The organism is Haloarcula sp. KBTZ06 (genome assembly GCF_048595605.1).
GTDB classification, from domain to species: domain Archaea; phylum Halobacteriota; class Halobacteria; order Halobacteriales; family Haloarculaceae; genus Haloarcula; species Haloarcula hispanica.
Map to the genome: position 1 here is coordinate 57,687 of NZ_CP184339.1, position 24,221 is coordinate 81,907.

A 24,221-nucleotide genomic window follows, 5' to 3' on the forward strand; every position below is an offset into this window, starting at 1 on the left:
GCCAGATAGTGTTAGGTTGTGAAGACGTGCTCTTCGAGGAACCGCTCGTACTCGTCAAACACAGGTCGCGGCGAGAAGTCGTCGGCGCGGGACCGCAACCGGTCAGGATCAGGAGGACCAGCAAGCGTGTCACGGACTGCGTTAGCCAATCCATCCACATCATCCATAGGAACAAGTGTCCCATACTCTCCATCGGAGAGAATTTCTCTTGGGCCGCTCGGACAGTCCGTTGAAACGATCGGACATCCAACCGCCAAACACTCGATCAGGACCGTCGGTAGCCCTTCATACCGAGATGAGAGGAGAAAAGCGTCTGACTTTGCCATATATCGATACGGGTTATCGACGAATCCAGGAAGCGACACCACGTCTGACAGGCCCTGTCGTTCGACCGTCGCCTGAACTTTCGCTCGGCACGGTCCCTTTCCTGCTATGATTGCACGTGCATTCGAGTTCCTACTGACTACCTTCTCGAACGCACGGACCCATCCATCCAAGTTCTTTTGACGTGCGTGTCGCCCAACAAATAGGACGACATCCCGATCATCGTTCTCTACCCAGTCGTGATCGACTGTTTGGCTGGCCCGTCCACGAATCTGTTCGACATCTACTGGGTTATAAAGTACTGAGATGTCCGAGCGTTCGACTGGAGTACTGTCAGTGAGGCTGTCTGCGACGCCCTCAGAAACACTGATGATTTGATCCGAAGCGGGGTAAAGCCAAGGGACGATTCGTCCGACAATCTGATCCTTTGGTGTCGCCTCGACTTCGTGTCCGAACGCGGAGTGTTGCGTCGGAATGACAGTTGTATCGATGTCGAGGAACCTATTGATAGCGAGCGAGACAATGCTTGGGTGTTCAAGATGGGGAAACAACGCTGCCGGCGTGTGTTTACTTAAATATCTAGCTAGGAACGGCAGATGTGCGGCCACCCCAACCACTGGCGTCGTCGATGGTGGAAGCTCGACGATAGAGACCTGCTCAGACAACTCTGAACGGAGTTCACCGCTCGCCCGTGACAGGAGAAGGTCAATGTCGTACCCCCGGGTGGCCAGCCCGTTCGCGATTGTGATCGCGACCTGCTCTGCACCACCGACAGAGAGATCCGGAATAAAAAAGGCCAGCAGTGGTCGGTCGCCGTCCGTCGCAGCTGAGATATTCTGTTCGGCTACTGTCGAGACAGCAGAACCAGCACCATCTGAAGGCGTCGGCTCGTCCATTATTGTGTTGGACCCGTCAGATAGACTTTGTTAGTCACTGGATTCGTTCGGTACCAAACTTCACATGGCCGATGGCATCGAAGTAGCACAGACTGTGTATTAGAAATTGGTATCAGGCGGAAGCTATCCGTTCGAGTTGTTCGGTACCGTATTTTAGTCGGTGTTACCTACCAGTTTGTCGATGTAGCGTATTCATACGGATATCTGTAATCGTTTCAAGCGGATAGGCTTTGTTTGAGCGGACAGAAATGTTGTCAACTGAGTCCCGGTACGAGTGGGATTCCAAAGCACAATACCACAATACGTCCTCATTTTGCAGGTATGGTCTCTGTCAGTTTCCGACGCAAGGACGCAACACCCTCGTAGGTCCACTCTCCTCCCAAGGAGGGTAGCAGATGGGGGTGGACAGGACGGTAGAGTGGGTTGGCAAAAAAGGCCAGTAAGAAGTATTTACGGGCCTCGTCGTACCGTCCAGCATGGATTGCTGACCGTGCAAGCGAGCGTCGCATGGACGCGAGAAAGGTCCGCTTGTAGTATTTCCCGTACTCCGCTGCGAGGCTGCCGTGCTTCTCGACAAACAGAGGATAGGCGACGTCGCGCTTCTGTTCGAACTTTGCTGTGATGCTATCCTCTCGGCCAGTTTGGCGATACGTAAGTGTCTCCGTGACCGGTTGGAACTCGCAAGCCTGTGCGAGCCGGAAAAACCACTCACGGTCCTGCCACGCGGGAAATCTCTCGTCGGGCAGCCCGGCATCGGAGATCACCTCAGTGTCGACTAGAACCGAAGAGAACTGTCCGAAGTTTGCGCCGGTCAGCAGATCTGTGACCACCTCGCCCGCCGCAGACGGGGTTGAAACCGTTGTTCCAGTCGAGCTCTCCCGTTTGACCCATGTGTAAACGACTCCTGTTTCGGGTGATGATTCAGTGAACGTATCGACCTGTTTCCTGAGCTTCGTTTCGTCCCACCGGTCATCATCGTCAAGGAACGCGACATAATCACCATTTGAAGTCTGAATACCCGTATTTCGGGCGACGTTTGCACCCCTGTTTTCTTTATGCCGGATAGTTTTCACACGCCCGTCACTCAAAATATCCTCGGGTAATGTCGTCGCTACAGGTGTCGGTGACCCGTCATCAACGACCAGCAGTTCGATCCGGTCGTACTGTTGGTTAAGCACACTTTTAATCGCGGCTGGCAGGCGTCCATCTCTCCCATACGTAGGTATTACTACACTCACAAGCGGATTCTCACCGTTCGTGTGGCATTCCCCCGACATATTAATCTTGAGTTGTAATCTGTATACCGGGATACTTAAGTACAACATTGCTACCGACAGACAAGAGTGGTTTCTGGACGAGGTGATAACCCCCAAGGTGGCAGATCTGAATTGGTATTATACAGACAATATCGTTTTTTGATTGCGGAGGGGCTAACGTGTAATAATAAAACAGCGTATCGTTAGCCGGTGTCTTATCGACCACAACCATAGCTTTTCAGGAGAATTACTATTTGTCAGGTCTCACTATGCTTTAGTACGTAATCCATATGCCGGAGACCAAGTGGGTTTCATCCATGTCGATGTCAAAACCTAGCCAGAGTCGGTTCCAGTGGTTTCTCGTATCGTTTGTGACTCTAGGAACGCTCTCGCTAGTCACCATCTGGGTCGTTGGCATCACTGGTCTTCGAGTTTACCTTGTCGGACTGTTTCTGATCCTACTCGTAACTAGTGAGGTGTTCCCTCCGCTGGCAGACGGGCAGTGGTGGCGTCGGCTACAGGCTGCCAAGCTTGTCGGTTGGCTTATTACTCTCTCCCTCCTGTTTGAGCGGGTCATTGAAGTAGTCTGATCCTTTTCGGTGTTTTTGAAGGAACGACGTGATAGGGGTGCGAACGGTCTTCGCAATTCATTTTCTCCTGCAGAAATCATGTCAGCGGAACAGTATTAACTTTGAATGAGAATATCATCTGGCTCCAATGCCTGTGGTGTCCCGTGCAAAATAATCGGGATTCCTTCTGGCTTGTGAGATCATCGTTTTGATACTATCTCGTATTAGAAAACAATAAGCGCTTGTCACAGGTGTGCTGTGCCAAGCATAGGTACCACACATAGCAGAAAATAGACCTCTCGAATAGTCGTTACGGGGCTAGCTTGGTCCTTGCGGAGCGCGAGCCTATGCTATCAGCCACTGATGACGTTAACCCAGATGTGTGTGCGGCGGTACGCGTTCTCGGGACGAGGATTCGCCTCAACTGGTGGTTCATTGCGGTAGAGGAGGTATGAAACTCGAATGTGATCACCGACCAGCGTGGGGGACAGTTCATGTGGCCGCTTGAGAGTGTCACCCGCCCCGACACGGTTTCTGAATCGGTCAATCCGCGCGGTGGCCAGGACACTGCCGTTCTCGATTCTCTGCGCAATGACAACAACAGTATAGTTTAGTTCTTGGCCTTCATGGTTGCCGATGGAGACCTGAACAGTCCGAGAACTGCCGAGCGGGATCTGTGACGGATACTCAGACGCTATGGGTTTTCCGTCGGCGGATTCAGTTACCAGCGCAAACTCGGTAAACTGTTCACCCCGTTCAGTCGATATGGCCGCGTACCCGATTCCGGTACCGGAGAGAAGAAGCCCAAATACAAGCAAAATGCGTATCGTCGGAACACCCCCAGACGGTGTTGAAAACGTTTGGCTCCGTACAGTTGTCATCCACCGCAGGGGACTGAAGCGCACATTTGATGGCACTCGCGCCCGTCGGATCGTTGCAGCAAACGTGAGAAGTACCGTCGTAACACTGATAGCGAATTGATACGATCCGGTAGTCGCACCAAGCGAGCCCAAGACTAACCCGAGCCCCAATAGTGGAACTATACAGACACTGCTCCCGACTGCAAGGAGAAGTCGTTCACCGGCAGATATTCGTCCTTCCCGGTTGTCAAACAGTCCACCAGACTCAGAAGATCCTCGTGGGAATAGAAGCGCAACTAGAGCGTATCCCGGTGCAACAAGTACCGCCCCCAACCCCAAAAAAATCCCTGCGGGAGACTGTTCGAAATACCCCTGGGCAACACCGAGGTGCCAGAAGCCAAGGAGTCCGACCAACAGAAGATCGATCGGGAGTGTCTCCGTCTCGATGTTCGCATCAGCATCAGTAGCCATTATCGCTTGGTGCGGTCGTAGTAATAAAATTAGACAGTTACTACCAGTTCATGTAACGGATTAGTGCCAAGAGTTCCCGTCCGGAATCTGGCCAAAATAAGGTCATTGGATGGGGAGTAACCTGTTGTCAATCGGTGAATTACCACCGGGAAAGCAACCAGACAGAACACGCCTTTCCAGTTGTACAGATTTGGTCGTTCTTCCCTATCCTTGGTCAAACAAGTCGTTGAAGAGCGGTCAATTCGTACTCGAGAAACTACCCGAAGCAGCACCGGGCGCACAGTGCTTACTGGCCGGTCACTCGGGCGCTGTGACTGCTTCCCTGACGGGGAGTTCCGAAACTGAATCGAGTATCTGAATGGCGGCTGTCCCATCTCCGAAAGGCGTCGTCCAATCCTCAGCCTTTCCGCGCATCTGTGTCGCCGCTGCAGTGATACTACTCGGCTCCCGGCCGGCAACGCAATTCGCACCGACAAACGCCGTCTCAGGGCGTTCAGTTCCATACCTGAGCGTCACACACGGTGTCCCGAGGATGCTCGTCTCCTCTTGGACACCACCTGAATCGGTGAACACCAAGTCCGCTGCACTCTCTAATCTGAGGAAATCGAAGAACCCCAGTGGTTCGATAAGACGAACTTGATCGGGGACTGCGATACCGAACTCTTCGAGGCGATCCTCTGCTCGGGGATGGATCGGGTAGATGACCTCCCGGTCCGCTTGAGCGCTTGCCCGTGCAACGCCGCTGAGAATCCGCTCGAAGGCTTCCCGGTCGTCAACTGTTTCCGCCCGGTGAGCAGTCAATAGGTCGAACTGCCCTTCGGAAAGGCCGAGTTCACTCAGGATCCGACTTTTGTCTGCGGCTTCATCATCAAAGGTTTCGACTGCGTCGACGATCGTATTTCCGGTGACTGTGATGCGGTCCTCGGGGACCCCTTCGTCTCGGAGCAACGCCGCTGTCTCGGCGGTCGGGGGAAAGAGGTAATCGGAGATGTGATCGATGATGACGCGGTTCGTCTCTTCGGGCATGTCGTCATCGAAACTCCGAAGCCCAGCTTCGACGTGGGCTACGTCGACATCCATCTTGCTCCCCGCTAGTGCACCTGCGAGAGTCGAGTTCGTGTCCCCTTGGACAAACACCACCGTTGGCTCGGCATCTTGAAGTTCTTTCTCAATACCAGCGAGCATCGCACCAGTCTGAGCCCCGTGATCGTCAGATCCGATTTCGAGGTTCGTATCTGGCGGTGATAATCCGAGTTGTCGGAAAAAGACGGTATCCAGCGAATCTGAGTAATGCTGCCCAGTGTGGATGATGTGTGTGTCGACGCCACGCCGGTGACACTCCTGAATTACCGGGGCTAACTTGATAATCTCGGGACGCGTTCCAAGGACGAAACCCACAGTGCTGTCAGTCATTGTCGTCCTCGCCTCATGAGTCGAAATTCTGACAATAGTGCCACCCGATCAGGTTTCATAGCGGTTCCGTGAGTCGTCAACAGGATTTGTTATGGGCCTCCTACGCCGTTGATGATGACCAGCCGTCCGCGAGGGGGTTGTTACTAACAGAATGGTATTCGCAGAACAACTCAGATTGTCCGGACATCGAACCCGTGCTCAGTCCAGTGATCCACGTCGATTACATCGACCGGGTCAACCACGGTTCGGCCCGTCATTTTCGACCGAATGTCTTCCGGGTTAAGGTCTGCAAACTCATCGTGTGCTGCCCCGAATATCACTGCATCAGCGCCAGTTACTGCTGTATCGAGCGTAACGAGCTGTAGTCTGGAGTCCGTCGCCCGTGGGTCGTGAATAGTGACTGATCCCTCGTCCCAACCCCCATCCATGGCCCGGCGTGTATCCACTGTGACATTACCGAGAAGCTGGGCTATTTCCAAGCCTGGACTATTTCGGGTATCGCTGACGTTACCCTTGTACGTGATTCCAAGGACAGCTACAGTCTTATTTTCGAGCGAGTCGATAGCGTCCTCGAGTAATCTGATAACGTGCTCAGGCATCCTGCCGTTGACCCGGTTCGCTATATCGATCAGCTCCGTTGCACCAGAGCCATCGCTCAGGAACCGTGGGTCGACAGGAAGGCAGTGTCCACCTACCCCTGGGCCTGGACTCAGAATATCAACCCGCGGATGGTTGTTTGCGAGGGTGATCGCAGACCGCACATCAATGCCGTAGTTCTCTGCAAGGAGAGCGAGCGTGTTAGCATACGCGATACTAACGTTTCGCTCAGCGTTCTGTGCGAGTTTCACGAACTCGGCGGTTGTTGGGTCAGCGGCGACATGTATCTCTCCGGTGGTAAGCGGTTCGTAGAGGGACTTGATAGCGCTAACCGAGGCCTCATCAACACCTCCAACGATTCGATCGTTGGTTCGGAGTTCTGTGAGCGTATTCCCCGGCATCACCGTCTCCGGTGTGTACCCCAAGTGGACATTTTCACCGATATTGAGATCACTTCGTGATATGATCGGCGCCAGGATTCCGGTAGTTGTTCCCGGCGGCACCGTTGATTCCAGAATGACGGTGTCGCCAGGCCTGAGAACGTTGGCCACGTTTCGCCCAGCGTCCTTCACGTAGGTCAGATCCGCCTCATCGTTCAGTTCGTCGTACGGTGTTGGAACGCAGATGATATGCACATCAGCGGGTTGGGGGCGACGGCTCGGCGTTAGATTACACTCTAACGCATCCTGAATGTACGACTCAAGCTCCGACTCGCTGACTTTGGGCTCGCCCTCGTGGAGGCGATCTATCACATCTTCGTTGACATCGAAACCAATGACATCGGTGCCTTCGTTGGCGAACAGCGATGCGGTTGCAAGCCCGATATAGCCGAGCCCATGGACGCAGATAGTCATATTTCCAGTGCCTCCCGTAGTTTTATCATTGACTCGTAGCGCTGTCCCCGTTCCAGATAGTCTAATATGGGTTCGTGCTCCATTGACGTACGAATCATATAGGTTACCCTTTGTTATGCAGAAGTTGTTCCCAATCAAAAATCAAACACTCTGGTAAACCGACACCTGAGAAAGAAAGATACGAACCCTAATTTGTCCGTTGAATACTTGAACTGCCAGCTATTGGCGGTATAATTCTAAGGAGTGGAGAATGATTCCAGTGAAGGCTGCGAGGATGCCAATAATTGTGAACGTAGTGCTAGCCAGAGCATGTCCAAGTGGAAAAGTTCCGGACTGAAGATAGTTGAACATCGTAAGGTAAGTAAACACAAATCCGATCAGAACGCAGGAGACACCAGGCACGCCGAGCAACATAATCGGATGTTCTCGCTCAACCGTCCGAATAATGTTTCCAACGAGCGTGAGCCCATGCTCAACTGGGCCAAGGTTGTTAGAAGTCTCCACGTCGTAATCTATCGTCGTCGGAACCTCTGTGATCTGGTAGCCATTTGAGTGAGCATGGTACAGAATATTGGTACTTGCATCCATCTGGTCTCCGATTGAGTTGTCCTCAGCGAGCGAGGTTATGGCCTCTGTACTATACGCACGGAATCCGCTCTGTGTATCGCTGATCTGATTTGCCGGCTTGAGGATTCCGAGGCTGAGGTTTGTCATGAGGTTAACCGCAAATAGGCCAAACCGCCTGTACAACGGCATCTCGGTGTCTGCATCCTCATCGAACCGGTTGCCGATGACAACTTCCGCCCCGGATTTCCGCTGTTGTTCGATTAATTCCGGGATGTCACTGGGGTCGTGCTGCCCGTCTGCGTCGAGTATGACCAAGTAGTCGGCGTCACCACGGCTAGCTTGGTCGAAAATACTGTTGAGGGCACCGCCATACCCGATGTTACGGTCGTGCTCATACACTGTTGCACCGGCCGCCGCTGCGACTTCGACGGTGTCGTCAGTACTCCCATCGTCGACCACCAGAACGGTGTCTACATAGTTCTTAGCTGACTCCACTACTGCCCCAATCGTCGCCGCCTCGTTGTACGCGGGAATTCCGACCATGACAGTCGGGTCCGGCTCGGTGACGGGCTCAAGACGGGCTTCGACTGTGAATTCCTCGGTATTCTCCAGGGCTTCGCGGCTTGCCGAGAGATTAACTGACCCCTTCTCTTCACCATGGTACAGGAGTCCCGGATACCCAGCTTGCTTAGCGAACAGACGCAACCGCTCGCGAGGGGTATCGGTCTCAGCCCAGTTTCCAGAAGGGAGAACCACCTCTGCATCAAGCCACCGGGCAAAAGTGAGTGCCTGAAGGTCAGCATCAACAGCAGCTGTAACGATTGCTTGGTGTGCCCGTGAGTGTATGCGAAGGATTTCAGCCGCGATCCACTCAGCGTTCGACTCGGTCGCGACTAGTCCCACCGCGGGCAAGTTCTTGGAAACCTCGCGGATACCGTCATTAGCGGGTGATTGTTGGATTCTATCCGACATCTCAGTCCCACTCCGGAACCGCTCTCGATGGCGGTCGTTCGGTGTGGTCGCCCACACGCTCCAGTACGTATAGTGGTATCATTGTGGCGAGTAGTGGACTCCGTTGTGCTCTGCTGTGAACGAGTTATCACATTGTTATTCCCAGCTTTCCGAGATTGCCCCAATCCTGTATTATCCGCAAAAAGCAGGTAACAAAGTATAGTCTGACGCGGGGATACAACGCATGGCCGCTACGGTATCAGATGGGATTATAGTAACAATTGAAACGATGTACACACTGATCGCACTGCCGTCATGCGATCAGGTGTGCATTGATTTTCAATGGCTACTATAGTTCGGCACAGTCTCTGTGAGATCGAGATGACTCGCTCGGGAAAGGAGACGTATGTCTACGAATAACTTAAAACATGAAAACCGCGTCTTCGAATGACATGTCGATGAATGATGTCAGCAATTGTCGGGTGCTAGTTACCGGGGGTGGTGGGTTCGTTGGAAGCCATCTAACATCAGCGTTAGCGGTGGAGAACCATGTTCGAGTCCTTGATAACTTCTCGACGGGACGGCGAGCAAACCTCCCGGAGGATGTGACTGTAATTGAGGGGGACATACGAGATACGGAAACAGTCAGCAAAGCGATGGACGACGTCGACATAGTTTTTCATGAGGCTGCGATGGTTAGTGTCCCCGAGTCAATCGAGCAGCCGGTCGACTGTCACGAGCTCAACGGGTCGGCAACCGTCACCGTTCTCGATTGCGCTCGACGGCAGGATGCACGGGTCGTACTCGCCTCAAGTGCCGCCGTATACGGCAATCCCGATACAGTCCCGATTAGAGAAGCGGAGCCGGCCGACCCACGCACTCCATATGGAATCGAGAAGCATCTCGGTGAACAGTATGCGCAGTTTTACACAGAACGGTACGGCCTGCCGACAGTTCCGTTACGATACTTCAACGTCTACGGGCCGCGTGGGCTTGACGGGGAGTACGCCGGTGTCATCGGCACCTTCATCCGGCAGGCGCAGGCCGGTACCCCGCTCACAATCGAGGGTGACGGGGAACAGACGCGAGATTTCGTCCACGTCGATGATGTCGTACGTGCAAACCTGCTTGCAGCTACAACGGATGCTATCGGCAGGCCGTTCAACGTCGGAACTGGACGAAGTATCTCTATCAACGAACTCGCCGAAACCGTCCGAGATGTCGTTGGAACGGATGTGGGGATAAAACACGTCCCTGAACGCACAGATGACATCAAGGAGAGCGAAGCAGATCTCAGTGACGCATGCACACTGCTGGGATATGAACCAACAGTGTCGCTTGAAAAAGGGCTTGAATCGACGCTCAGTGCTGAAGGGGAATAAACGCCGCCGGTTGCTGATCGAGTTATATGTACAAATATAATAAGAGATCCACATTCAGGCCAGTTATTTGATCTCGATATCAAAGATGTAGATACTTGCTTGCTTCATCGATTCAGTGATGTCCGTATGAAGGATACAGATAATCCATACGTAATGATATAAAACAACGTCTACCACTGGTCCTGATCCAAAACATTTGGCTTGCTCAACCAGCCCAATATAATACACCGAGAACTGGCGACTGGAGTAGCCCGGAGAGTTGAGAGGTGGATACCGGCACGATGAGGACGGAGGTGCATCGGACGCTGACTGTAACAGGAAATGTCAGAATGCTCTATTTCTTGGCCTCTACCCAGTTCTAACTGGGCAATCCACTCGGTTACAAGTACCCTTACTCGGGAATATCTTCGGACGGAGCTTCCAGCAGGGCTGGGGTATATTGGGACGGTTTTAAACAGTAGCTATATAATGATCACATTATCGGTAGGGCTGGTATCTCATGGCGGCAGACAGCGCTCGCTGACCTCTGCTACCGAGGGGACTTTTACCGATTCGGATGGAAACAGTTGTATGATTCAGAACCGGGCCGCACTGGCTGCCAACGCTGCACGCGAGGTGGCACTCGATTGTATCGAGGCCGCCGTGGCCGCGGCTGCGCCAGAAGTGGCCACTAGGTCGGTCGTCAGCCGCGTCGGTGAGACGCTGACAGTCGGTGAGACAACGTACGACCTCGGCAACTACACCGATGTCGTTGTTGTCGGCGGCGGGAAAGCCACGGGTGGCGTGACCCGCGCGCTCGAATCCATTCTCGGCGACTCCCTCAGCGGCGGCCACGTCGTCGTCGAGCAGGCTATCGACACCGAAACCGTCCGGAGTTCCGTCGGAGACCACCCGTTACCGTCGAACCGGAACGTTGAGGTGACCATCGATATTCTCGAAACCGTCGACGACGCCGACGAAGACACGCTCGTGCTGTTTGTCCTGACCGGCGGAGCCAGCGCGCTTCTGTCGGCTCCGGCCGGAGACCTGACGCTGGACGACCTCCAGACGACGACCGACAGACTCCTGAGTGGTGGCGTCCCGATTGAAGAGATCAACGCGGTCCGGAAGCACCTCTCGGATCTGAAAGGCGGGCAGATAGCACGGCGCGCGGCTCCCGCCACTGTCGCCGGGGTACTGATCAGCGACGTTGTCGGGAACGACCTCTCGACCATCGGTAGCGGGCCCTCAGTTCCGGACGAAGCCACCTACGAGGACGCCCTTGACGTGTTTGCTCAGTACGACCTCACTCCACCGCCGGCCGTTCGAGACCACCTCGAAGCCGGACGAGACGGCCGAATATCGGAGACACCGTTTCCCGACGATTCGGTCTTTGACCGGGTCACGAACCATCTCATTGGGGACAACGCAACCGCACTTGACGCCGCCGCTGCTGTCGCACAGGAAGCCGGGTACGAACCGCTCGTGCTCACGTCTCGCCTGCGCGGCGAAGCCCGCGAGGTGGCGAAACCGCTCGTCGCTATCGCCGAAGAAGCTACGGCGACGGGAACACCCGTCGAGCCGCCGGCCGTCCTCCTCGCCGGCGGCGAAACGACTGTGACCGTGACCGGGGACGGTGGACAAGGCGGCCCCAATCAGGAGTTCGTCCTCTCCGGCGCACTGGTCCACGACGGCGACGCGGTCATCGCCGCCGTCGACACTGACGGCGAAGACGGGAGCTCCGACGTGGCCGGGGCTATCGCTGACGCGACCGTCGTCGCCGACCGCGAACGGGCCCGCGACGCGCTTCTCGCAAACGACGCCGGCTCGTACCTCTCTCAAATCGAGGCGACAGTCGAGACCGGGCCGACCGGGACGAACGTCAACGACGTGGCCGTGCTCGTTATCCCAGACCCGAGCGAGTAATGCCGGCCCCCGAGACACGGTGGCTATTTTCGAGTGGTACTACCGGACTGCCGCATCACGATGGAAGGGCAGTACCGTTCAATCCGTGGCTCACGTTTATCAACAGACAGTCTGATATGCTGCGTATGAACGCATCCGATCAACAGATCGCGGCGGACGCCCTCTCCGTTCCGGAAGAAACAATCGTCGATGCCTGTGGCGACCCGCCGCTCCCCGAACTCGGCGTCATCGAACAGAACTGGGAGACGGACCCGATAGCGCCGGACGACGTCGCAACACACGCGGCCCGGGCGGTCGAGTCCCTGTCCTTTGCCGACGTGCCAGAAGGCGGCGAAGGCGCGCTGGGCGTCGGCAGCCGTGGTATCGCGAACCTGCCCACTATTGTCGCCGGTGTCGCCGACGCAGTTTCCGACGCCGGCTACGAGCCGTTCGTCTTCCCGGCCATGGGGAGCCACGGTGGGGCTACCGGCGAGGGCCAGCGAACGATGCTGAACGAACTCGGCGTGACCGAGTCGGCTATCGGCTGTGAAATCCGGTCGACCATGGACGTGGTCGAGGTCGGGCGAACGCCGGACCGGGACGTGCCCGTCGTCGCAGACGATACGGCTGTGGCGGCTGATGCAATCATTCCCATCAACCGCGTCAAACCGCATACGGACTTCGACGGGCCAGTCGAAAGCGGGCTCTCGAAGATGCTCGTCATCGGCATGGGCAAGCAACGCGGCGCACAGATCGCGCACAAGTGGGCCGTCGACTGGTCGTTCCGGCGGATGATTCCAGAGATCACCGGGCAGTTGCTCGACGAGTTGCCGATTGTCGGCGGCGTCGCAATCGTCGAGGACCAGCACGACGAGACGACGCTGATAGAGGGCGTGCCGCCAAGTGGCTTCCTCGACCGCGAGGCGGAACTGTTAGAGACCGCCTACGAACTGATGCCCAAGCTCCCGTTCGATGAACTCGATCTCGTGGTATTCGACCGCCAGGGGAAGGAAATCAGCGGCCAGGGACTCGATACTAACGTCATCGGCCGCCGACCGTTCTCGATAAACGAGCCGGCTCCGGAGACGCCAGACATCAAGCGCATCTTCACACGCGGGCTGACAGAGAAGACCCACGGGAACGCGATGGGCGTCGGTTCAGCCGATGTCGTCCACGAAGATGTCGTCGCGGAACTCGACGCGCAGACGTCGCTGATCAACGCGCTCACCGCGAGCACGATTCGCGGGGTGAAAGTACCGCCAGTGGTCGAAACCGACCGCGCCGGCATCGTCGCCGCACTGTCGACGATAGGGGTCGTCGACACCGACACCGTTCGCGTGCTCCGTGCGGCCGACACGATGCATCTCCACCAGCTCTACGCGTCACCCGCGCTGGTCGAGGCCGCACGCGACCGTGACGACCTCCGAGTCGTCGAAGCGCCGTCGCCGATCGAGTTCGACAACGGACAGCTCGCCGCGCCGCCACTCCGCGAATAGCTGTCGGTAGCGGACCTGCATACGTGCACTGCAGACCGCAGACAGGACAAGACACGATACGCACGCGTCACACCGGCACGCACGACATCTCGGGTCGTGGTGTCCATTCCAATACGTAGCCCAACACGCGCAAGAGGTATAAATACGGGATAAATAACGGCCGTACACGCGTTAGGGGCTGTGTCCTGTTGCCTGCACGCGGTTCTCAGTTTATGTCGCCAACAGCTCGATAGGATGGCGCGGCTGCCGTTCCAGCAGGGCGTCGATCTGTTCGAGACAGGAAGTCCCGCTTGCGACGACGGGGCGGTCTTGGACACCGTCCTCGCGCAACTGCGTCCGGAGTCGGTCGCCGACGTCCATGCTCAGTTCGTAGTAGTCGGACTTGTACCCGAAGCTCCCGGCCATACCGCAACACTCCACATCGGACGTGACGACGTCGTAGCCACACTCTTCGAGCACAGCGACAGTGTGTGCTTCGAGCCCGAGCGTCCGCTGCTGGCAGTGGCTGTGGTACGCGATTTCAGCGCCGGTGACTGTCGAGAGCGACTCGACGGACGCCCCGTTGTCGAGCAGCCCGAACACGTATTCGAAGACCTCGTAGCTGTTCTCCGCGATGTCGGTGAACGCCGACTCGTCGAGGAGGCGCTCGTACTCCCGTGTGAACATCGCGTGGTCGCTCGGCTCGATAACGACCACGTCGCGGCCGTCTGCGATATGTGGTTCGAGGGCCTCTGTGACCCGCTCAGCGTGGTCTGTCGCCGTCGCAACCATACCCTGTGATAGCGGCGCGCGGCCGCTGGATGGTACCGGTGGGACCACCACGTCGACGCCCAGCGATTCGAGCACCTTCACCGCGGCTTTGCCGCGCTCGACCTGTACGTGATTCGTGTACAGGTCCGGGTAGAGCACCGCCCGGCGCTCGGGGTTTGTGACCTGTGAGTCACGGGCAGCGGCCCAGTCGACGAGCGTCTCCCGCTCGAACATCGGGAGGTCACGTCGCGGGTCGATACCCAAAATTCGGGCCATCGCTTGCTGTGCGACTGTCGTGTCGGCCAGCCAGTTCGACACCGGTGCGGTGGCGCTGCCGAGCTTTGCGACGGTCTCGAAGTTGCCGAAGAAGCGCTTTTGCAGTGGCGCACCGTCGTCCTCCTCGTCGGGCGTGAGTCCGTCGACGAGCCACTCTCCGGGGGCGTCCTTGTCGCGGTTGATCCGGTCCCGAACCACGGTATTGATCCAGGGGATATCGATGCCGACCGGGCAGGCGTTCACGCAGCGGGTACACCCGGTACAGAGGTCGTTGAACTCCTCGGCCACGTCCAGCCCTTCGATGCCGGCCTCCCAGCCCGTCGCAATGCCACCCGAATACGTCTCCCCGCCGAAGGCGTGGCCGCCGACGCTCTGAAAGTTCGCACACGAGTTCGAACAGGCGGAACATCGGATGCAGTACAGCGTCTCCCGAAGCTGCTCGTCATCTCGCATCTCCAGTCGGCCGTTGTCGATCAACACGAGATGGAAATCGCGGTCGGAATCGAATTCCGACAGCGGTGTTTCGTCGTCGGTGAAATCGACGACCGGCGTGTCGACTGGCGGAGTCAGCAGCGAGACGTACGACGTGATGTCCTGTCCGGTGCCCGAGCGACCGATGAGTTCGATGAACGGGTGGAGGTCTCCAACCGTCGGGATGACCTTCTCGACGCCGGCCACTGCGACGTGCGTGTCCGTCGCGGCCACAGTTTTGCGGGCGTTGCCCTCACTGGTGACCAGCGCCATCGTCCCGGTATCGGCCGTGACGAAGTTCGCACCGGTGATGCCGACTTCCGCGTCGATGATCTGCTCGCCCAGCTTTTTCCGGGCGAAGCGGGTCAGTTCCTCGGCCGTCTCCAGCGGCTCGTCGGGCTCGAACCGTTCGTTGAACAGCTCCGCGATGCTCTCGCGGGACTTGTGAATCGCCGGGGCGACGATGTGAGAAGGGGCTTCGTCGGCGACCTGCAACACCCACTCGCCCAGGTCCGTCTCGACCACGTCCACACCGTCTGCTTCGAGCGCTTCGTTGACCTCGATCTCCTCGCTGGTCATCGACTTGCTCTTGACGACCCGGTCAGCCGCTCGTTCGTCGACGACATCGCGAATGTAGTCGTTCGCGTCGGCGGCGTCGTCGGCGATGTACACCGTTCCCCCGTTCGCTTCGACGGCCTCCGTCAGTTGGTCGAGGAGATCTGGAAGTTCCTCGATGGCGTCCTCCTTGATACTCCGGGCCGCTTGCTTGAGTTCCTCGTAGTCTCCCAGGTCCGCGACAGAGTCGTAGCGCCCCGTGTTGAACCCCTGGGTGTTCTCCGCGACTGCCGCGCCCTCGGTCCGCATCAGCTCGCGGAGTTCGTCGGCGGTCGCCATCGTCACGCACCCTCCTCGACGATGATGACGTGGACTTCCTTGGGTCCGTGTGCGCCTTTGACGAGCGCGCCCATATCGGCTGTCGCGCTCGGTCCTGTTGCGATGATCGCGCTCCCACCGGTTTCGTTGAACCGTTCGTCCAGTTCTGCCACTGCCGCGTCCATATCGGGCTGGATGTCTTCCTCGTGAAGAATGGCGACGTGACGCTCGACAAACAGGCTCAGGAGTTCGCTGGCCTCTTCGGTCATCGAGAGGACGAGCGAACCGTAGTCGCCGATGCCGAGTTCAGCACCGGTTACGCCGGTGGTCGCTTCGCGAAGCGCGACCGGAGTGGGGTCGACCGTGACCGGCGTCTCCGTGAGCGAAAACGCCTCGTCCCCGGCCGTTTTGTCGAGCGCGATCCCGACTGCAGGCTCCGTGACTGCCTCCGTAACAGCGGCTTCGAGGTCGGACTCGGCAGTGCTTGAAACTGTCGCACCCAATGCTTCGAGAGCGCCCTCGAACGACGCGCGTTTGCTTTTCATCTATGCGCGAACCGAAAACCTACATCATCATTTAGCTTTTGTCTGAAACGGGCGGAAGTCCGACAAATCCAGTGGGCTGCCGCGTATATCCAGCTACGCTGGGCATCGTTTTACTAGATCAGCAGACAGTTACTGTATTTACTTATATTGCCACTCGCCCGATGTGAGCTGATTAATATATTCGCCACACAAATACATCCAAATATCGGTACTCTCTACCGACATCTCTCATAAATAGGTGTATAAACCATAGATGCATTACCATATACGGCATTAATGGCGGTATCACAGTTTCAACGGTGTGCGGTTATTTCGGATCGAGTAATACCCGGGAGGCAAGGGGTTTTGTGGGTTCTCCGAGAAATGCCGACAACGGACCGATGGACGACCAATCCGGTGCACCTCCAGATTCAGAGATTGTGACGTTACTCGAACAAGGAGAGAAAGCTGACGCACTGACAGCACTTGAGCGGCTTTCGATGGCCGGAGCGGCTGACCAGCAGGCGTGCTTGCGGTCACTCAAAGCGGCTGCTGACGACCAGCCGAAACTGTTCGACGGCGTACTGACGTCGCTCACTGTGTTTTTGCAGAATAGCGAGCGGCCAACACGGCTCACGACAGCGAAATTGTTCGTCACGGTCAGCGAGAGCGCGCCGGACAGCGTGGTTCCGGTTGTCCCGACGCTTGCCGAGCGACTGGCGGATGAGTCGGAGTTCTACTACGTTCGCGCCCGGTGTGCAGAGGCACTGGGCTACGTCGCCGTCAACCATCCCGATGCCGTCGTCTCGCCTGAAGTCGTGGCAGACCTGCGCATCGGCCTGGAGTTCGACAAACCAGAAGTTAGGGAGAAATTGGCGAAGGCGCTGGCCCACGTCGCCATGGGCCGTCCCGACAGACTCCGCTATCAGGTCGACTCGCTCGCCGAGCATCTTCGAGCGGACAGCGAACTGGTTCGATATCACCTGAGCACAGCTCTCGTCGTTATCGGCTCTGCGTGTCCCGAACGGCTTACAGACGCCAGGGAAGCACTCGTCTCGTGTCTCGAAGACGAAAGCAGATACGTCCGCGGGCGGGCAGCCGAAGCGCTGGGGTTGCTTGCCGGCACTAAGAGCGTGGAAGCGTTCCCGGAAGCACAACTCGAAGAGTTCACTGTGGACGAGGAGTTTGTTGCCGAGCGAGCCCGGTTCGCTCTCTCCCAGTATCGCGGGGCGGAACCTGCTGATGGCTTTACAGGAATAGCCGCGAGAGATGCAATCCGCACACAGACATCCGACATTGTCTCGGAGATCCGGACGCCGGAAGGCGATGACGGGTGCCCACACTGCGGGCTTTCGCTCCCCGAATCCGGCCCCCCGCTGTGCCCGGGCTGTGGCACCCCATTGTGAGGGCACAGTCGGTTTTCCTGCAGTTCCCACAGAAACCGCATTGTCTCCGTCTCTGACAGGGTCACGGTTGCAGTAGTTATCTGGTGCTGCGTCGTCTCGTAGCGATACCCATCAGAGCTATCTACTTCCGTGGAAGATCAGATGTTGCGTATGGGACATACAGACTTGGATGGGATAGACGTATATCTGGCAATTCCATCTCCAATTTTGAGATATATGACCGGAAATGTGTCAATTATATTCATATTAGCGGTGGACGTGAGTTAGAGACCAATAGCCGCTGTTGTAGTCGGTGGGACTGTCCCCACAACACCTCGCTGTTCAATCCTGCGGCCTGTTCTGCTGTAGAGAACAGCACGCGATTGACAGCAGTAGCACTCACACGATGGTGCTTAATCTCACAGTCAGTACAGAGGGGGCATAAAGTGATCCGCGATTCCTTCGTGAGATTACTTCTGATGCCGGGGTGACCGGAAACTATCTTTTCGACGCATGAAGATCAGGCGTCGTCGGTAGCGGTGTGTGGCAGTGAGGCCGTTCGTCCATTCCGATGGCGGCCACCAACAGAATAGAATAACAGTAGTACGCCCGTTATTCAAGAACCCATCAATTCGATGTAAGGGCCACCTGAATGGATTTTGTCGTGCTGAGGACCTGCCCGGTGATATCCTCCCTGAGGTATCGGCCGTTCAAACGCTCAACGGGGCCACAGATGCCCAGTGCAGCGATCCGATCACCACTGACGTCAGGGAGCGGGGCGGCAACACCGATAATCCCCTCGTACTGTTCTCCTCTACAGAACGCAATGCCGTCATCACGAACCCGGCGCAGTTCCTCGATGAGTTCATCTGGGTCGACGAGAGTTGCGTCAGTCGGTGCGACAAGCTCTCTTTCATCGAGAACCGATTCGACGCGATCACTCGGGAGCGACGACAGCAGTGCCTTTCCCGGAGCGTTGACATGGAGTGGCAACCGTTCGCCCGCGTGGAACGGGACTCCCCAGCCGTCCTCGGGTTCGGAGATCGACACCGGGACACCGGCCGTTTCTTCGAGGACGAACAGTGTCGCTGTCTCCCCTGTTGCCGTCGCGAGATTGTCCAGTTGTTGTTTCGCCGCCTGATAGAAACTGAGTCCATCACGCGTTCGCTCACCGAGAAACAACGGGCGGAGCGACGCCTCGTACTTCTCTGCGCGCTTGACCACGTATCCGGCCGCACGCAACGTCGAGAGGTGGTTATGGGCGACGCTCTTGGAAACCCCGACGAGATTGGCAAGCTCTGTAACGCCGACAGGCCCCGTCGCGTCGACAAGCGCTTCGAGGATAGCCACCGATGTCTGGGTTGCTTCGACTGCATACTGTGGTTCGTCGGTCATTGACCGTCGTTTCGACCCGCCGCGACAAAAGCCTGTTCACTAGAGCAGAACAGATGGTGGCATGTGCAGTAGGCCCAGAAGATATCCTACATTATTTATCACTATTTTCTGGATCGCTACGAGTTCCGACTGTCGAAATTTATTCGTTCTTCTCTCCAGAACAACTGCGGCCGGTTGCAAGGCACCGCGTCAAGTGTGGACTGTACTGTTCGAGTTCACGAATTGCTTCCATAGCGATACCGTGGTCAAGCGCCACGACGACCGCATTTCCGGACAGTATCGAGGAGGTCGTACTCGCTCACTCGGAATCCCCTGGAACGACTACTTTCTTCAGCCCCTCAGCGTTGCCCATCCGTTCAAACGCTGTCGGGAGATCGTCGAGCCCGATACGTTCGGTGATGAGCGTCTCGGCATCGATGCGTTCGTGTCTGAGCAGTGTTATCGCTCGCTCGAAGTCCTCGGTCGTCAGGGAGAACGAGCCGCGGTAGTCGACCTCGTCGAAGAAGACATCGAACGGGCTGATTTCCATTGTCGCTTCTTGGTCAGGGACGCCGAAGATGAGTGTCGAGCCACCGGACGCAGTCACAGCGTTGGCCTGCTTGATTGTCGGGACGAGCCCAATAGCCTCGGCGCCGACGTCGACCGGTCCGCCGGCCGCCGCACAGATCGCCTCCTCGGGATCTTCTTCGTTGGGGTCGACGACGGCATCTGCGCCGAGGTCGGCAGCCAGCTCTCGTCGTTCGTCATCAAGTTCGGAAACCACGATTGGGGCAGCGCCTGCATTGCGGAACGCCTGCAGGAGCAGCAAGCCAATCGGGCCAGCGCCGATAATACCGACGCTGTCTCCGGGTTTGATGTCTGTCTGCTCGACGCCGTGGACACAGCAGGCGAGCGGTTCGGCGAGTGCGGCCCGTTCGAATGACATCTCGCCGATGTCCTCGACGTTGATCGCCGGGACGCGGACGTATTCAGCGAAGGCACCGTCGAGGATGGTGTCACCGGCACCGCCGATGCTCGTGTTGTTCTCACAGAGGTGCGTCTCCCCTTTCTTGCAGTACGAGCAGGCGTTACAGGGGACGGTGGGGTTGATTGCGACGCGGTCTCCGACCGCGAAGCCCTCAACGTCGGCACCGACTTCCGCAACGGTCCCGGCACCTTCGTGGCCCAGGACCAGCGGTGTCTCTGCGGCGAAGGTGCCGTGGTACATATGATAGTCGGTCATGCAGACGCTACAGGCGCCGACCTGAACGAGAACCTCGTCATCCGCAGGGTCCGGTCGGTCACGCTCTTCGACGGTAATTTCGCCGACATCGGTCAACGTGCTGGCGCGCATCAGTCGTCCTCCGACGGTCGGGTCGCGGTCGTCACTACAGCAGTACCTCGGTCGTGAGTTGGTGTGGGTCGGGTCATGGGTGGTCTGGGCCGTAGCCCGTTGTCACTGGTCCAGCCGAGCTGGACGCACACAGCGGACTCAGCCACGATCCGTACTATCGATGTTTTCGGACCGTGTATTAAAATCTTGCCACGGTCTCCCGTAATCGGGCGACAGAGGAATTCGTAGATAGAGGCGTCCTAGTACTGCAAACCGTCGGATCTCCCCCAGTGGGATGGGTATTCTACCTTACAGATGATTACCTTTATTATGCATCGGTAATTCGGTAGTGACGAGGCAAACTGGCATGACCAACTCCAACAGGCGGACGTTTCTGAAAGCGACAGGTGTCGGACTACTCAGCGGTCTCGCTGGCTGTACACGAGGCGGCGATGGCTCAGATGGGAGCGGAAGTGACGGCTCAAGTGGGGGTAGTGATGGCGGAACCAGCACCGACGGAAGCGATGGCGAGCTCGCGATTCCACTCAGCGAGTACGAGGACGCCGATATCGACTGGCGACAGTTCGAGGGGTCCTCGATCAACATCGGGGCCGTCCAGCACCCCTGGGTTTCGGCCATCAAACCCGCGGTCCCGGTCTTCGAGGAACTGACCGGGATCGACGTCGTCTGGAACGTCCTGCCCGAACAGCAGTTCCGGACCAAGCGCCAGACGGACGTCAGTACCGGCGCTGGGCAGTTCGACGTTTTCTACATGGATCAGGTCGTCAACCAGTTCCGTGAGGAGGGCTGGATACAGCCGCTCGATCCGTTCTTTGACGACGACAGCCTCTTCGACGAGGACTGGTACGACACCGACGACCTCTTCGAGGCGTCGCGCTGGCAGGCCCACGGTGGTGGCTACAGCGACACCTGGACCGGGATGCCGATTACCGTCGAAGTCCAGACGCAGTTCTACCGCAAAGACCTCTACGACAAGCACGACCTGGAGGTCGCGGAGACGCTCGAAGAGTTCCGTCAGAACGCACAGGCCATCCACGAGAACGAGTCCGACGTCGTCGGCACCGTCGGCCGTGGCGACAAGGGGTACGGGATGAACATCTACATCCTGAACACGTTCCTGCGCCAGAACGGCGCGGAGCTCTGGGACAGTTTCCCGGACGATTCCGGCCTCGACTCCGACGGCGTCATCAACGCGGCGGACTGGTACGTCAGCCTGCTGCAGGACTACGGTCCCGAAGGGGCCTCGACCCAGACCTGGTCGGACGTGCTCTCGACGATGCAGGAGGGCCGCGCCGGCCACATCGTCTCCGACGCGAACCTGTTCTGGCCCGGACTCACCGGCTCTGACTCCTCAGTTGCGGATAACGTCGGTATCGCGAAGGTTCCCAGTCCGGCTGATGGCCAGTTCTCGCCCAACGCGTTCAACTGGCAGATCTCCACGTCCAAAAACGCCCAGAACTCCGAGCAGGCGTTCCTGTTCATGGTGTGGGCGTCCTCGCAGCCGACCAACACCTGGATGCACGTCGAGGGCGACGCCGCCTTCTCCGTCCGACAGTCCGTCTGGGAGAACGACGAGTTCCGCTCTCGCGTCGGCGAGAACTTCGCACAGGTCACGCTCGAATCCCTGCAGGAAGCAGCGCCGGACCCGTTCGACCGGAAGTACCCCGAATGGGGCCAGCGGTACTCGGAGGAACTGCAGCGCGCCATCGCCGGCCAGAAGTCCGCTGAGGAGGCGATGACCCAGGCGGCGTCCATCGCAGAAGACATCTACAGCAATTAAGTCTCAGCCACACCTGCGCCACAACACATCCCACAAATGAGTACACCAACGCAAACGGAAACGACACCTCAATCGACCTTCGCCAGGCTGCGGGACCTGTGGAACGACTACCTCCCGTACTGGTTCATGGCACCGATGGTGGCGGTGATGGTGATGATCACCTTCTTCCCCGGTGCCTACGACCTGTATCTCAGCCTGATCGCGGAGCCGACACTCGATGTATTCGCAGCTGATTTCGTGGGGCTGCGCAACTTCGAGACGGCGTTTACCCGCGGCGGCGCGATCCACTCGTTCGTCATCACGATTACTGTCGTCGTCACCGCGCTGCTCCTCGAAACGGTCCTCGGGTTCGTCCTGGCCGCGCTCGTCGCCGGCGTCGGCTCCGACCGGGCGAAGTCGTTCTACCGGGTGTTGTTCATCATTCCGATGGCCGTCGCCCCCGTCTCGCTCGCGACCATCGGCCGGATCATGCTGAACAGCGAAATCGGAATTATTCCGTACGTCATAAACACCGGCACGCCGTTCGCAGCGCCGAATTTCCTCTCAGAAATCCCGCTGCTGACGGTGATTCTCTTAGACGCGTGGAACTGGACGCCGTTCATGTTCATCATCTTCTACGCCGGCCTCTCGTCGGTGCCGAAGACGCTCATCGAAGCGTCGCGTGTCGACGGTGCGCCGATGTGGCGTCGCTACGTCCACGTCATCATCCCCTACATGAAGCCGGTCGTGTTTGTCGCGACGCTCATCCGGTTAATCGACCTGTTCCGAACGTTCGGCGTGGTGTACGGGCTCACGGGCGGCGGTCCCGGGACGGCGACCCAGCTCGTGAGCATCAACATCTACGAACAGATGTTCATCAACAACCAGATCACTGTGGCCGCAGCGATCGCCGTCGTTTACCTCGTCCTCGTCGTTGCACTGTGTAACGTCATCATTGCGAAGGTCGGCTTCGAGGGGGTGTGGGACTGATGGCGACAACGGATAGCGACTCCGCGACCGCGTCACAGCGACTCGACAAGGATACGCGTGAGACCATCGTCACGGTGGTTCGACACACCATTCTCCTGACGTGGTCGTTCATCGTGCTGTTCCCGCTGTACTGGCTCGCTTCGATGTCGCTGAAGCCGCCCGGAACAGCGAATTCGCTGCCCCCGGACTGGATCTTCCTGCCGACGGTGTACAACTACATCCAGTTGATCCAGGATTCCGGGTTCGTCGCGGCGTTCGCCAACAGCCTCGTCATGGTGTCGGCGTCGGTCGTCCTCGTGCTGTTGATCGGCGTCCCCGCCGCGTATGTGCTCTCGCGGTACGATATCCCCATGGAGCGGGACGTGCTCGTGTGGATACTTTCCTCACGGATGCTTCCGCCGATTGCCGTCGTGCTCCCCTTCTTCATCATCTTCCGGGAGCTCAATCTGTTCGACACGCGGGTCGGGATGGTGCTGATGTACGTCAGCATCAACCTCTCGCTCGTCGTCTGGGTGATGAAAGCGTTCTTCGACGGCATCCCCGAGACGCTGGAAGAGGCGGCCCGTGTCGATGGCGCGACCCAGTTCCAGGGCTTCAGGAAGGTCGTCCTCCCGGCGGCCAAGCCCGGCATTTTCTCGGTCGCCATCATCAGCTTCATCTTCGCGTGGATCGAGCTGCTGTTCGGGCTCGTGCTGACGAGCTTCGAGGCCGTACCGGTGACGCTGTTCGTCTACTCGTTCATCGGCTCGCGCTCGATCGAATGGGGGATGCTCGCGGCCGCCTCGACAGCGATGATCGTTCCGGTCGTCATCTTCCTCATCGCGGTCAACAAGTACCTCGCGGCCGGGCTCAGCTTCGGCGTGGTGATCAAAGAATGACGACGCTGTCCACACCACGACACGTATCGCTCGCAAACGACGCCCCTGCGGCGGCGGTAGCTTCACT

17 protein-coding genes are annotated in these 24,221 nt (G+C 57.7%); 7 read left to right on the plus strand and 10 right to left on the minus strand.

Features of this window, described 5'->3' with window-relative positions; all coding sequences use genetic code 11:
- Positions 1–11: 11 nt before the first annotated feature.
- The 6 genes from ACNO8S_RS16870 to ACNO8S_RS16895 all read right to left on the minus strand — a co-directional run bounded on the left by ACNO8S_RS16870 (position 12) and on the right by ACNO8S_RS16895 (position 8,779).
- The gene (locus ACNO8S_RS16870; RefSeq protein ID WP_420182951.1) at positions 12–1,220 is read right to left on the minus strand and encodes a glycosyltransferase; all 1,209 of its coding nucleotides are present in this window, start codon (positions 1,218–1,220) and stop codon (positions 12–14) included.
- 308 nt (positions 1,221–1,528) lie between these two features.
- Positions 1,529–2,545 carry a glycosyltransferase family 2 protein gene (locus ACNO8S_RS16875; protein ID WP_420182952.1) on the minus strand — a complete coding sequence of 339 codons (1,017 nt, stop codon included), beginning with the start codon at positions 2,543–2,545 and terminating at the stop codon, positions 1,529–1,531.
- Positions 2,546–3,398: 853 nt separating this feature from the next.
- Positions 3,399–4,376, minus strand: coding sequence for a DUF1616 domain-containing protein (locus ACNO8S_RS16880; RefSeq protein WP_050006935.1), 978 nt, complete (start codon positions 4,374–4,376; stop codon positions 3,399–3,401).
- A 297-nt stretch (positions 4,377–4,673) separates the two neighbouring features.
- Complete coding sequence (wecB, locus tag ACNO8S_RS16885; protein WP_129756234.1) at positions 4,674–5,789, minus strand: non-hydrolyzing UDP-N-acetylglucosamine 2-epimerase; 1,116 nt, start codon at positions 5,787–5,789, stop codon at positions 4,674–4,676.
- Between the two features lie 170 nt (positions 5,790–5,959).
- The gene (locus ACNO8S_RS16890; RefSeq protein WP_151104161.1) at positions 5,960–7,240 is read right to left on the minus strand and encodes a nucleotide sugar dehydrogenase; all 1,281 of its coding nucleotides are present in this window, start codon (positions 7,238–7,240) and stop codon (positions 5,960–5,962) included.
- Positions 7,241–7,459: 219 nt separating this feature from the next.
- Positions 7,460–8,779, minus strand: coding sequence for a glycosyltransferase family 2 protein (locus tag ACNO8S_RS16895; RefSeq protein ID WP_129756236.1), 1,320 nt, complete (start codon positions 8,777–8,779; stop codon positions 7,460–7,462).
- A gap of 431 nt (positions 8,780–9,210) precedes the next feature.
- Here ACNO8S_RS16895 and ACNO8S_RS16900 point away from each other — a divergent pair, with 431 nt between their 5' ends.
- The 3 genes from ACNO8S_RS16900 to ACNO8S_RS16910 all read left to right on the plus strand — a co-directional run bounded on the left by ACNO8S_RS16900 (position 9,211) and on the right by ACNO8S_RS16910 (position 13,520).
- A complete protein-coding gene (locus ACNO8S_RS16900; RefSeq protein ID WP_420183006.1) occupies positions 9,211–10,140 on the plus strand; it encodes an NAD-dependent epimerase/dehydratase family protein in 930 nt (309 codons plus the stop codon).
- Between the two features lie 570 nt (positions 10,141–10,710).
- A complete protein-coding gene (locus ACNO8S_RS16905) occupies positions 10,711–12,045 on the plus strand; it encodes a glycerate kinase type-2 family protein (RefSeq protein WP_420182953.1) in 1,335 nt (444 codons plus the stop codon).
- Between the two features lie 125 nt (positions 12,046–12,170).
- Positions 12,171–13,520, plus strand: a complete 1,350-nt coding sequence (locus ACNO8S_RS16910; protein ID WP_420182954.1) for a DUF362 domain-containing protein — start codon at positions 12,171–12,173, stop codon at positions 13,518–13,520.
- Positions 13,521–13,730: 210 nt separating this feature from the next.
- Here ACNO8S_RS16910 and ACNO8S_RS16915 read toward each other — a convergent pair whose 3' ends face one another.
- The gene (locus ACNO8S_RS16915) at positions 13,731–15,911 is read right to left on the minus strand and encodes an LUD domain-containing protein (protein ID WP_420182955.1); all 2,181 of its coding nucleotides are present in this window, start codon (positions 15,909–15,911) and stop codon (positions 13,731–13,733) included.
- Between the two features lie 2 nt (positions 15,912–15,913).
- The gene (locus ACNO8S_RS16920; protein WP_420182956.1) at positions 15,914–16,435 is read right to left on the minus strand and encodes an LUD domain-containing protein; all 522 of its coding nucleotides are present in this window, start codon (positions 16,433–16,435) and stop codon (positions 15,914–15,916) included.
- A 380-nt stretch (positions 16,436–16,815) separates the two neighbouring features.
- Between ACNO8S_RS16920 and ACNO8S_RS16925 the strand changes: the two genes are divergently transcribed.
- Positions 16,816–17,820, plus strand: a complete 1,005-nt coding sequence (locus tag ACNO8S_RS16925; RefSeq protein ID WP_420182957.1) for a HEAT repeat domain-containing protein — start codon at positions 16,816–16,818, stop codon at positions 17,818–17,820.
- A 606-nt stretch (positions 17,821–18,426) separates the two neighbouring features.
- On the opposite strand, the gene ACNO8S_RS16930 is transcribed toward ACNO8S_RS16925, so the two are convergent.
- Positions 18,427–19,194 carry an IclR family transcriptional regulator gene (locus ACNO8S_RS16930; RefSeq protein WP_014031138.1) on the minus strand — a complete coding sequence of 256 codons (768 nt, stop codon included), beginning with the start codon at positions 19,192–19,194 and terminating at the stop codon, positions 18,427–18,429.
- Between the two features lie 298 nt (positions 19,195–19,492).
- Positions 19,493–20,527 carry a galactitol-1-phosphate 5-dehydrogenase gene (locus tag ACNO8S_RS16935; protein WP_014031137.1) on the minus strand — a complete coding sequence of 345 codons (1,035 nt, stop codon included), beginning with the start codon at positions 20,525–20,527 and terminating at the stop codon, positions 19,493–19,495.
- 346 nt (positions 20,528–20,873) lie between these two features.
- Here ACNO8S_RS16935 and ACNO8S_RS16940 point away from each other — a divergent pair, with 346 nt between their 5' ends.
- The 3 genes from ACNO8S_RS16940 to ACNO8S_RS16950 are packed head-to-tail and all read left to right on the plus strand — an operon-like array spanning position 20,874 to position 24,154.
- Entirely contained in the window at positions 20,874–22,307 is a 1,434-nt protein-coding gene (locus tag ACNO8S_RS16940) for an ABC transporter substrate-binding protein (protein ID WP_191449118.1), read from the plus strand.
- A 36-nt stretch (positions 22,308–22,343) separates the two neighbouring features.
- Entirely contained in the window at positions 22,344–23,276 is a 933-nt protein-coding gene (locus tag ACNO8S_RS16945; RefSeq protein WP_420182958.1) for a carbohydrate ABC transporter permease, read from the plus strand.
- The gene (locus tag ACNO8S_RS16950; RefSeq protein WP_044952797.1) at positions 23,276–24,154 is read left to right on the plus strand and encodes a carbohydrate ABC transporter permease; all 879 of its coding nucleotides are present in this window, start codon (positions 23,276–23,278) and stop codon (positions 24,152–24,154) included. The genes ACNO8S_RS16945 and ACNO8S_RS16950 overlap by 1 nt, the downstream gene beginning before the upstream one ends.
- Positions 24,155–24,221 lie beyond the last annotated feature (67 nt).

What these genes read in the sequence shown, in the direction of transcription:
- ACNO8S_RS16945 (WP_420182958.1), top strand. Translation starts at nt 22,344, where the DNA reads ATGAGTACACCAACGCAAACGGAAACGACACCTCAATCGACCTTCGCC.
- ACNO8S_RS16875 (WP_420182952.1), bottom strand. Translation starts at nt 2,545, where the DNA reads ATGTTGTACTTAAGTATCCCGGTATACAGATTACAACTCAAGATTAAT.
- ACNO8S_RS16880 (WP_050006935.1), bottom strand. Translation starts at nt 4,376, where the DNA reads ATGGCTACTGATGCTGATGCGAACATCGAGACGGAGACACTCCCGATC.
- ACNO8S_RS16940 (WP_191449118.1), top strand. Translation starts at nt 20,874, where the DNA reads ATGACCAACTCCAACAGGCGGACGTTTCTGAAAGCGACAGGTGTCGGA.
- ACNO8S_RS16950 (WP_044952797.1), top strand. Translation starts at nt 23,276, where the DNA reads ATGGCGACAACGGATAGCGACTCCGCGACCGCGTCACAGCGACTCGAC.
- ACNO8S_RS16925 (WP_420182957.1), top strand. Translation starts at nt 16,816, where the DNA reads ATGGACGACCAATCCGGTGCACCTCCAGATTCAGAGATTGTGACGTTA.
- ACNO8S_RS16900 (WP_420183006.1), top strand. Translation starts at nt 9,211, where the DNA reads ATGTCGATGAATGATGTCAGCAATTGTCGGGTGCTAGTTACCGGGGGT.
- ACNO8S_RS16905 (WP_420182953.1), top strand. Translation starts at nt 10,711, where the DNA reads ATGATTCAGAACCGGGCCGCACTGGCTGCCAACGCTGCACGCGAGGTG.
- ACNO8S_RS16915 (WP_420182955.1), bottom strand. Translation starts at nt 15,911, where the DNA reads ATGGCGACCGCCGACGAACTCCGCGAGCTGATGCGGACCGAGGGCGCG.
- wecB (WP_129756234.1), bottom strand. Translation starts at nt 5,789, where the DNA reads ATGACTGACAGCACTGTGGGTTTCGTCCTTGGAACGCGTCCCGAGATT.
- ACNO8S_RS16930 (WP_014031138.1), bottom strand. Translation starts at nt 19,194, where the DNA reads ATGACCGACGAACCACAGTATGCAGTCGAAGCAACCCAGACATCGGTG.
- ACNO8S_RS16935 (WP_014031137.1), bottom strand. Translation starts at nt 20,527, where the DNA reads ATGCGCGCCAGCACGTTGACCGATGTCGGCGAAATTACCGTCGAAGAG.
- ACNO8S_RS16890 (WP_151104161.1), bottom strand. Translation starts at nt 7,240, where the DNA reads ATGACTATCTGCGTCCATGGGCTCGGCTATATCGGGCTTGCAACCGCA.
- ACNO8S_RS16910 (WP_420182954.1), top strand. Translation starts at nt 12,171, where the DNA reads ATGAACGCATCCGATCAACAGATCGCGGCGGACGCCCTCTCCGTTCCG.
- ACNO8S_RS16895 (WP_129756236.1), bottom strand. Translation starts at nt 8,779, where the DNA reads ATGTCGGATAGAATCCAACAATCACCCGCTAATGACGGTATCCGCGAG.
- ACNO8S_RS16870 (WP_420182951.1), bottom strand. Translation starts at nt 1,220, where the DNA reads ATGGACGAGCCGACGCCTTCAGATGGTGCTGGTTCTGCTGTCTCGACA.
- ACNO8S_RS16920 (WP_420182956.1), bottom strand. Translation starts at nt 16,435, where the DNA reads ATGAAAAGCAAACGCGCGTCGTTCGAGGGCGCTCTCGAAGCATTGGGT.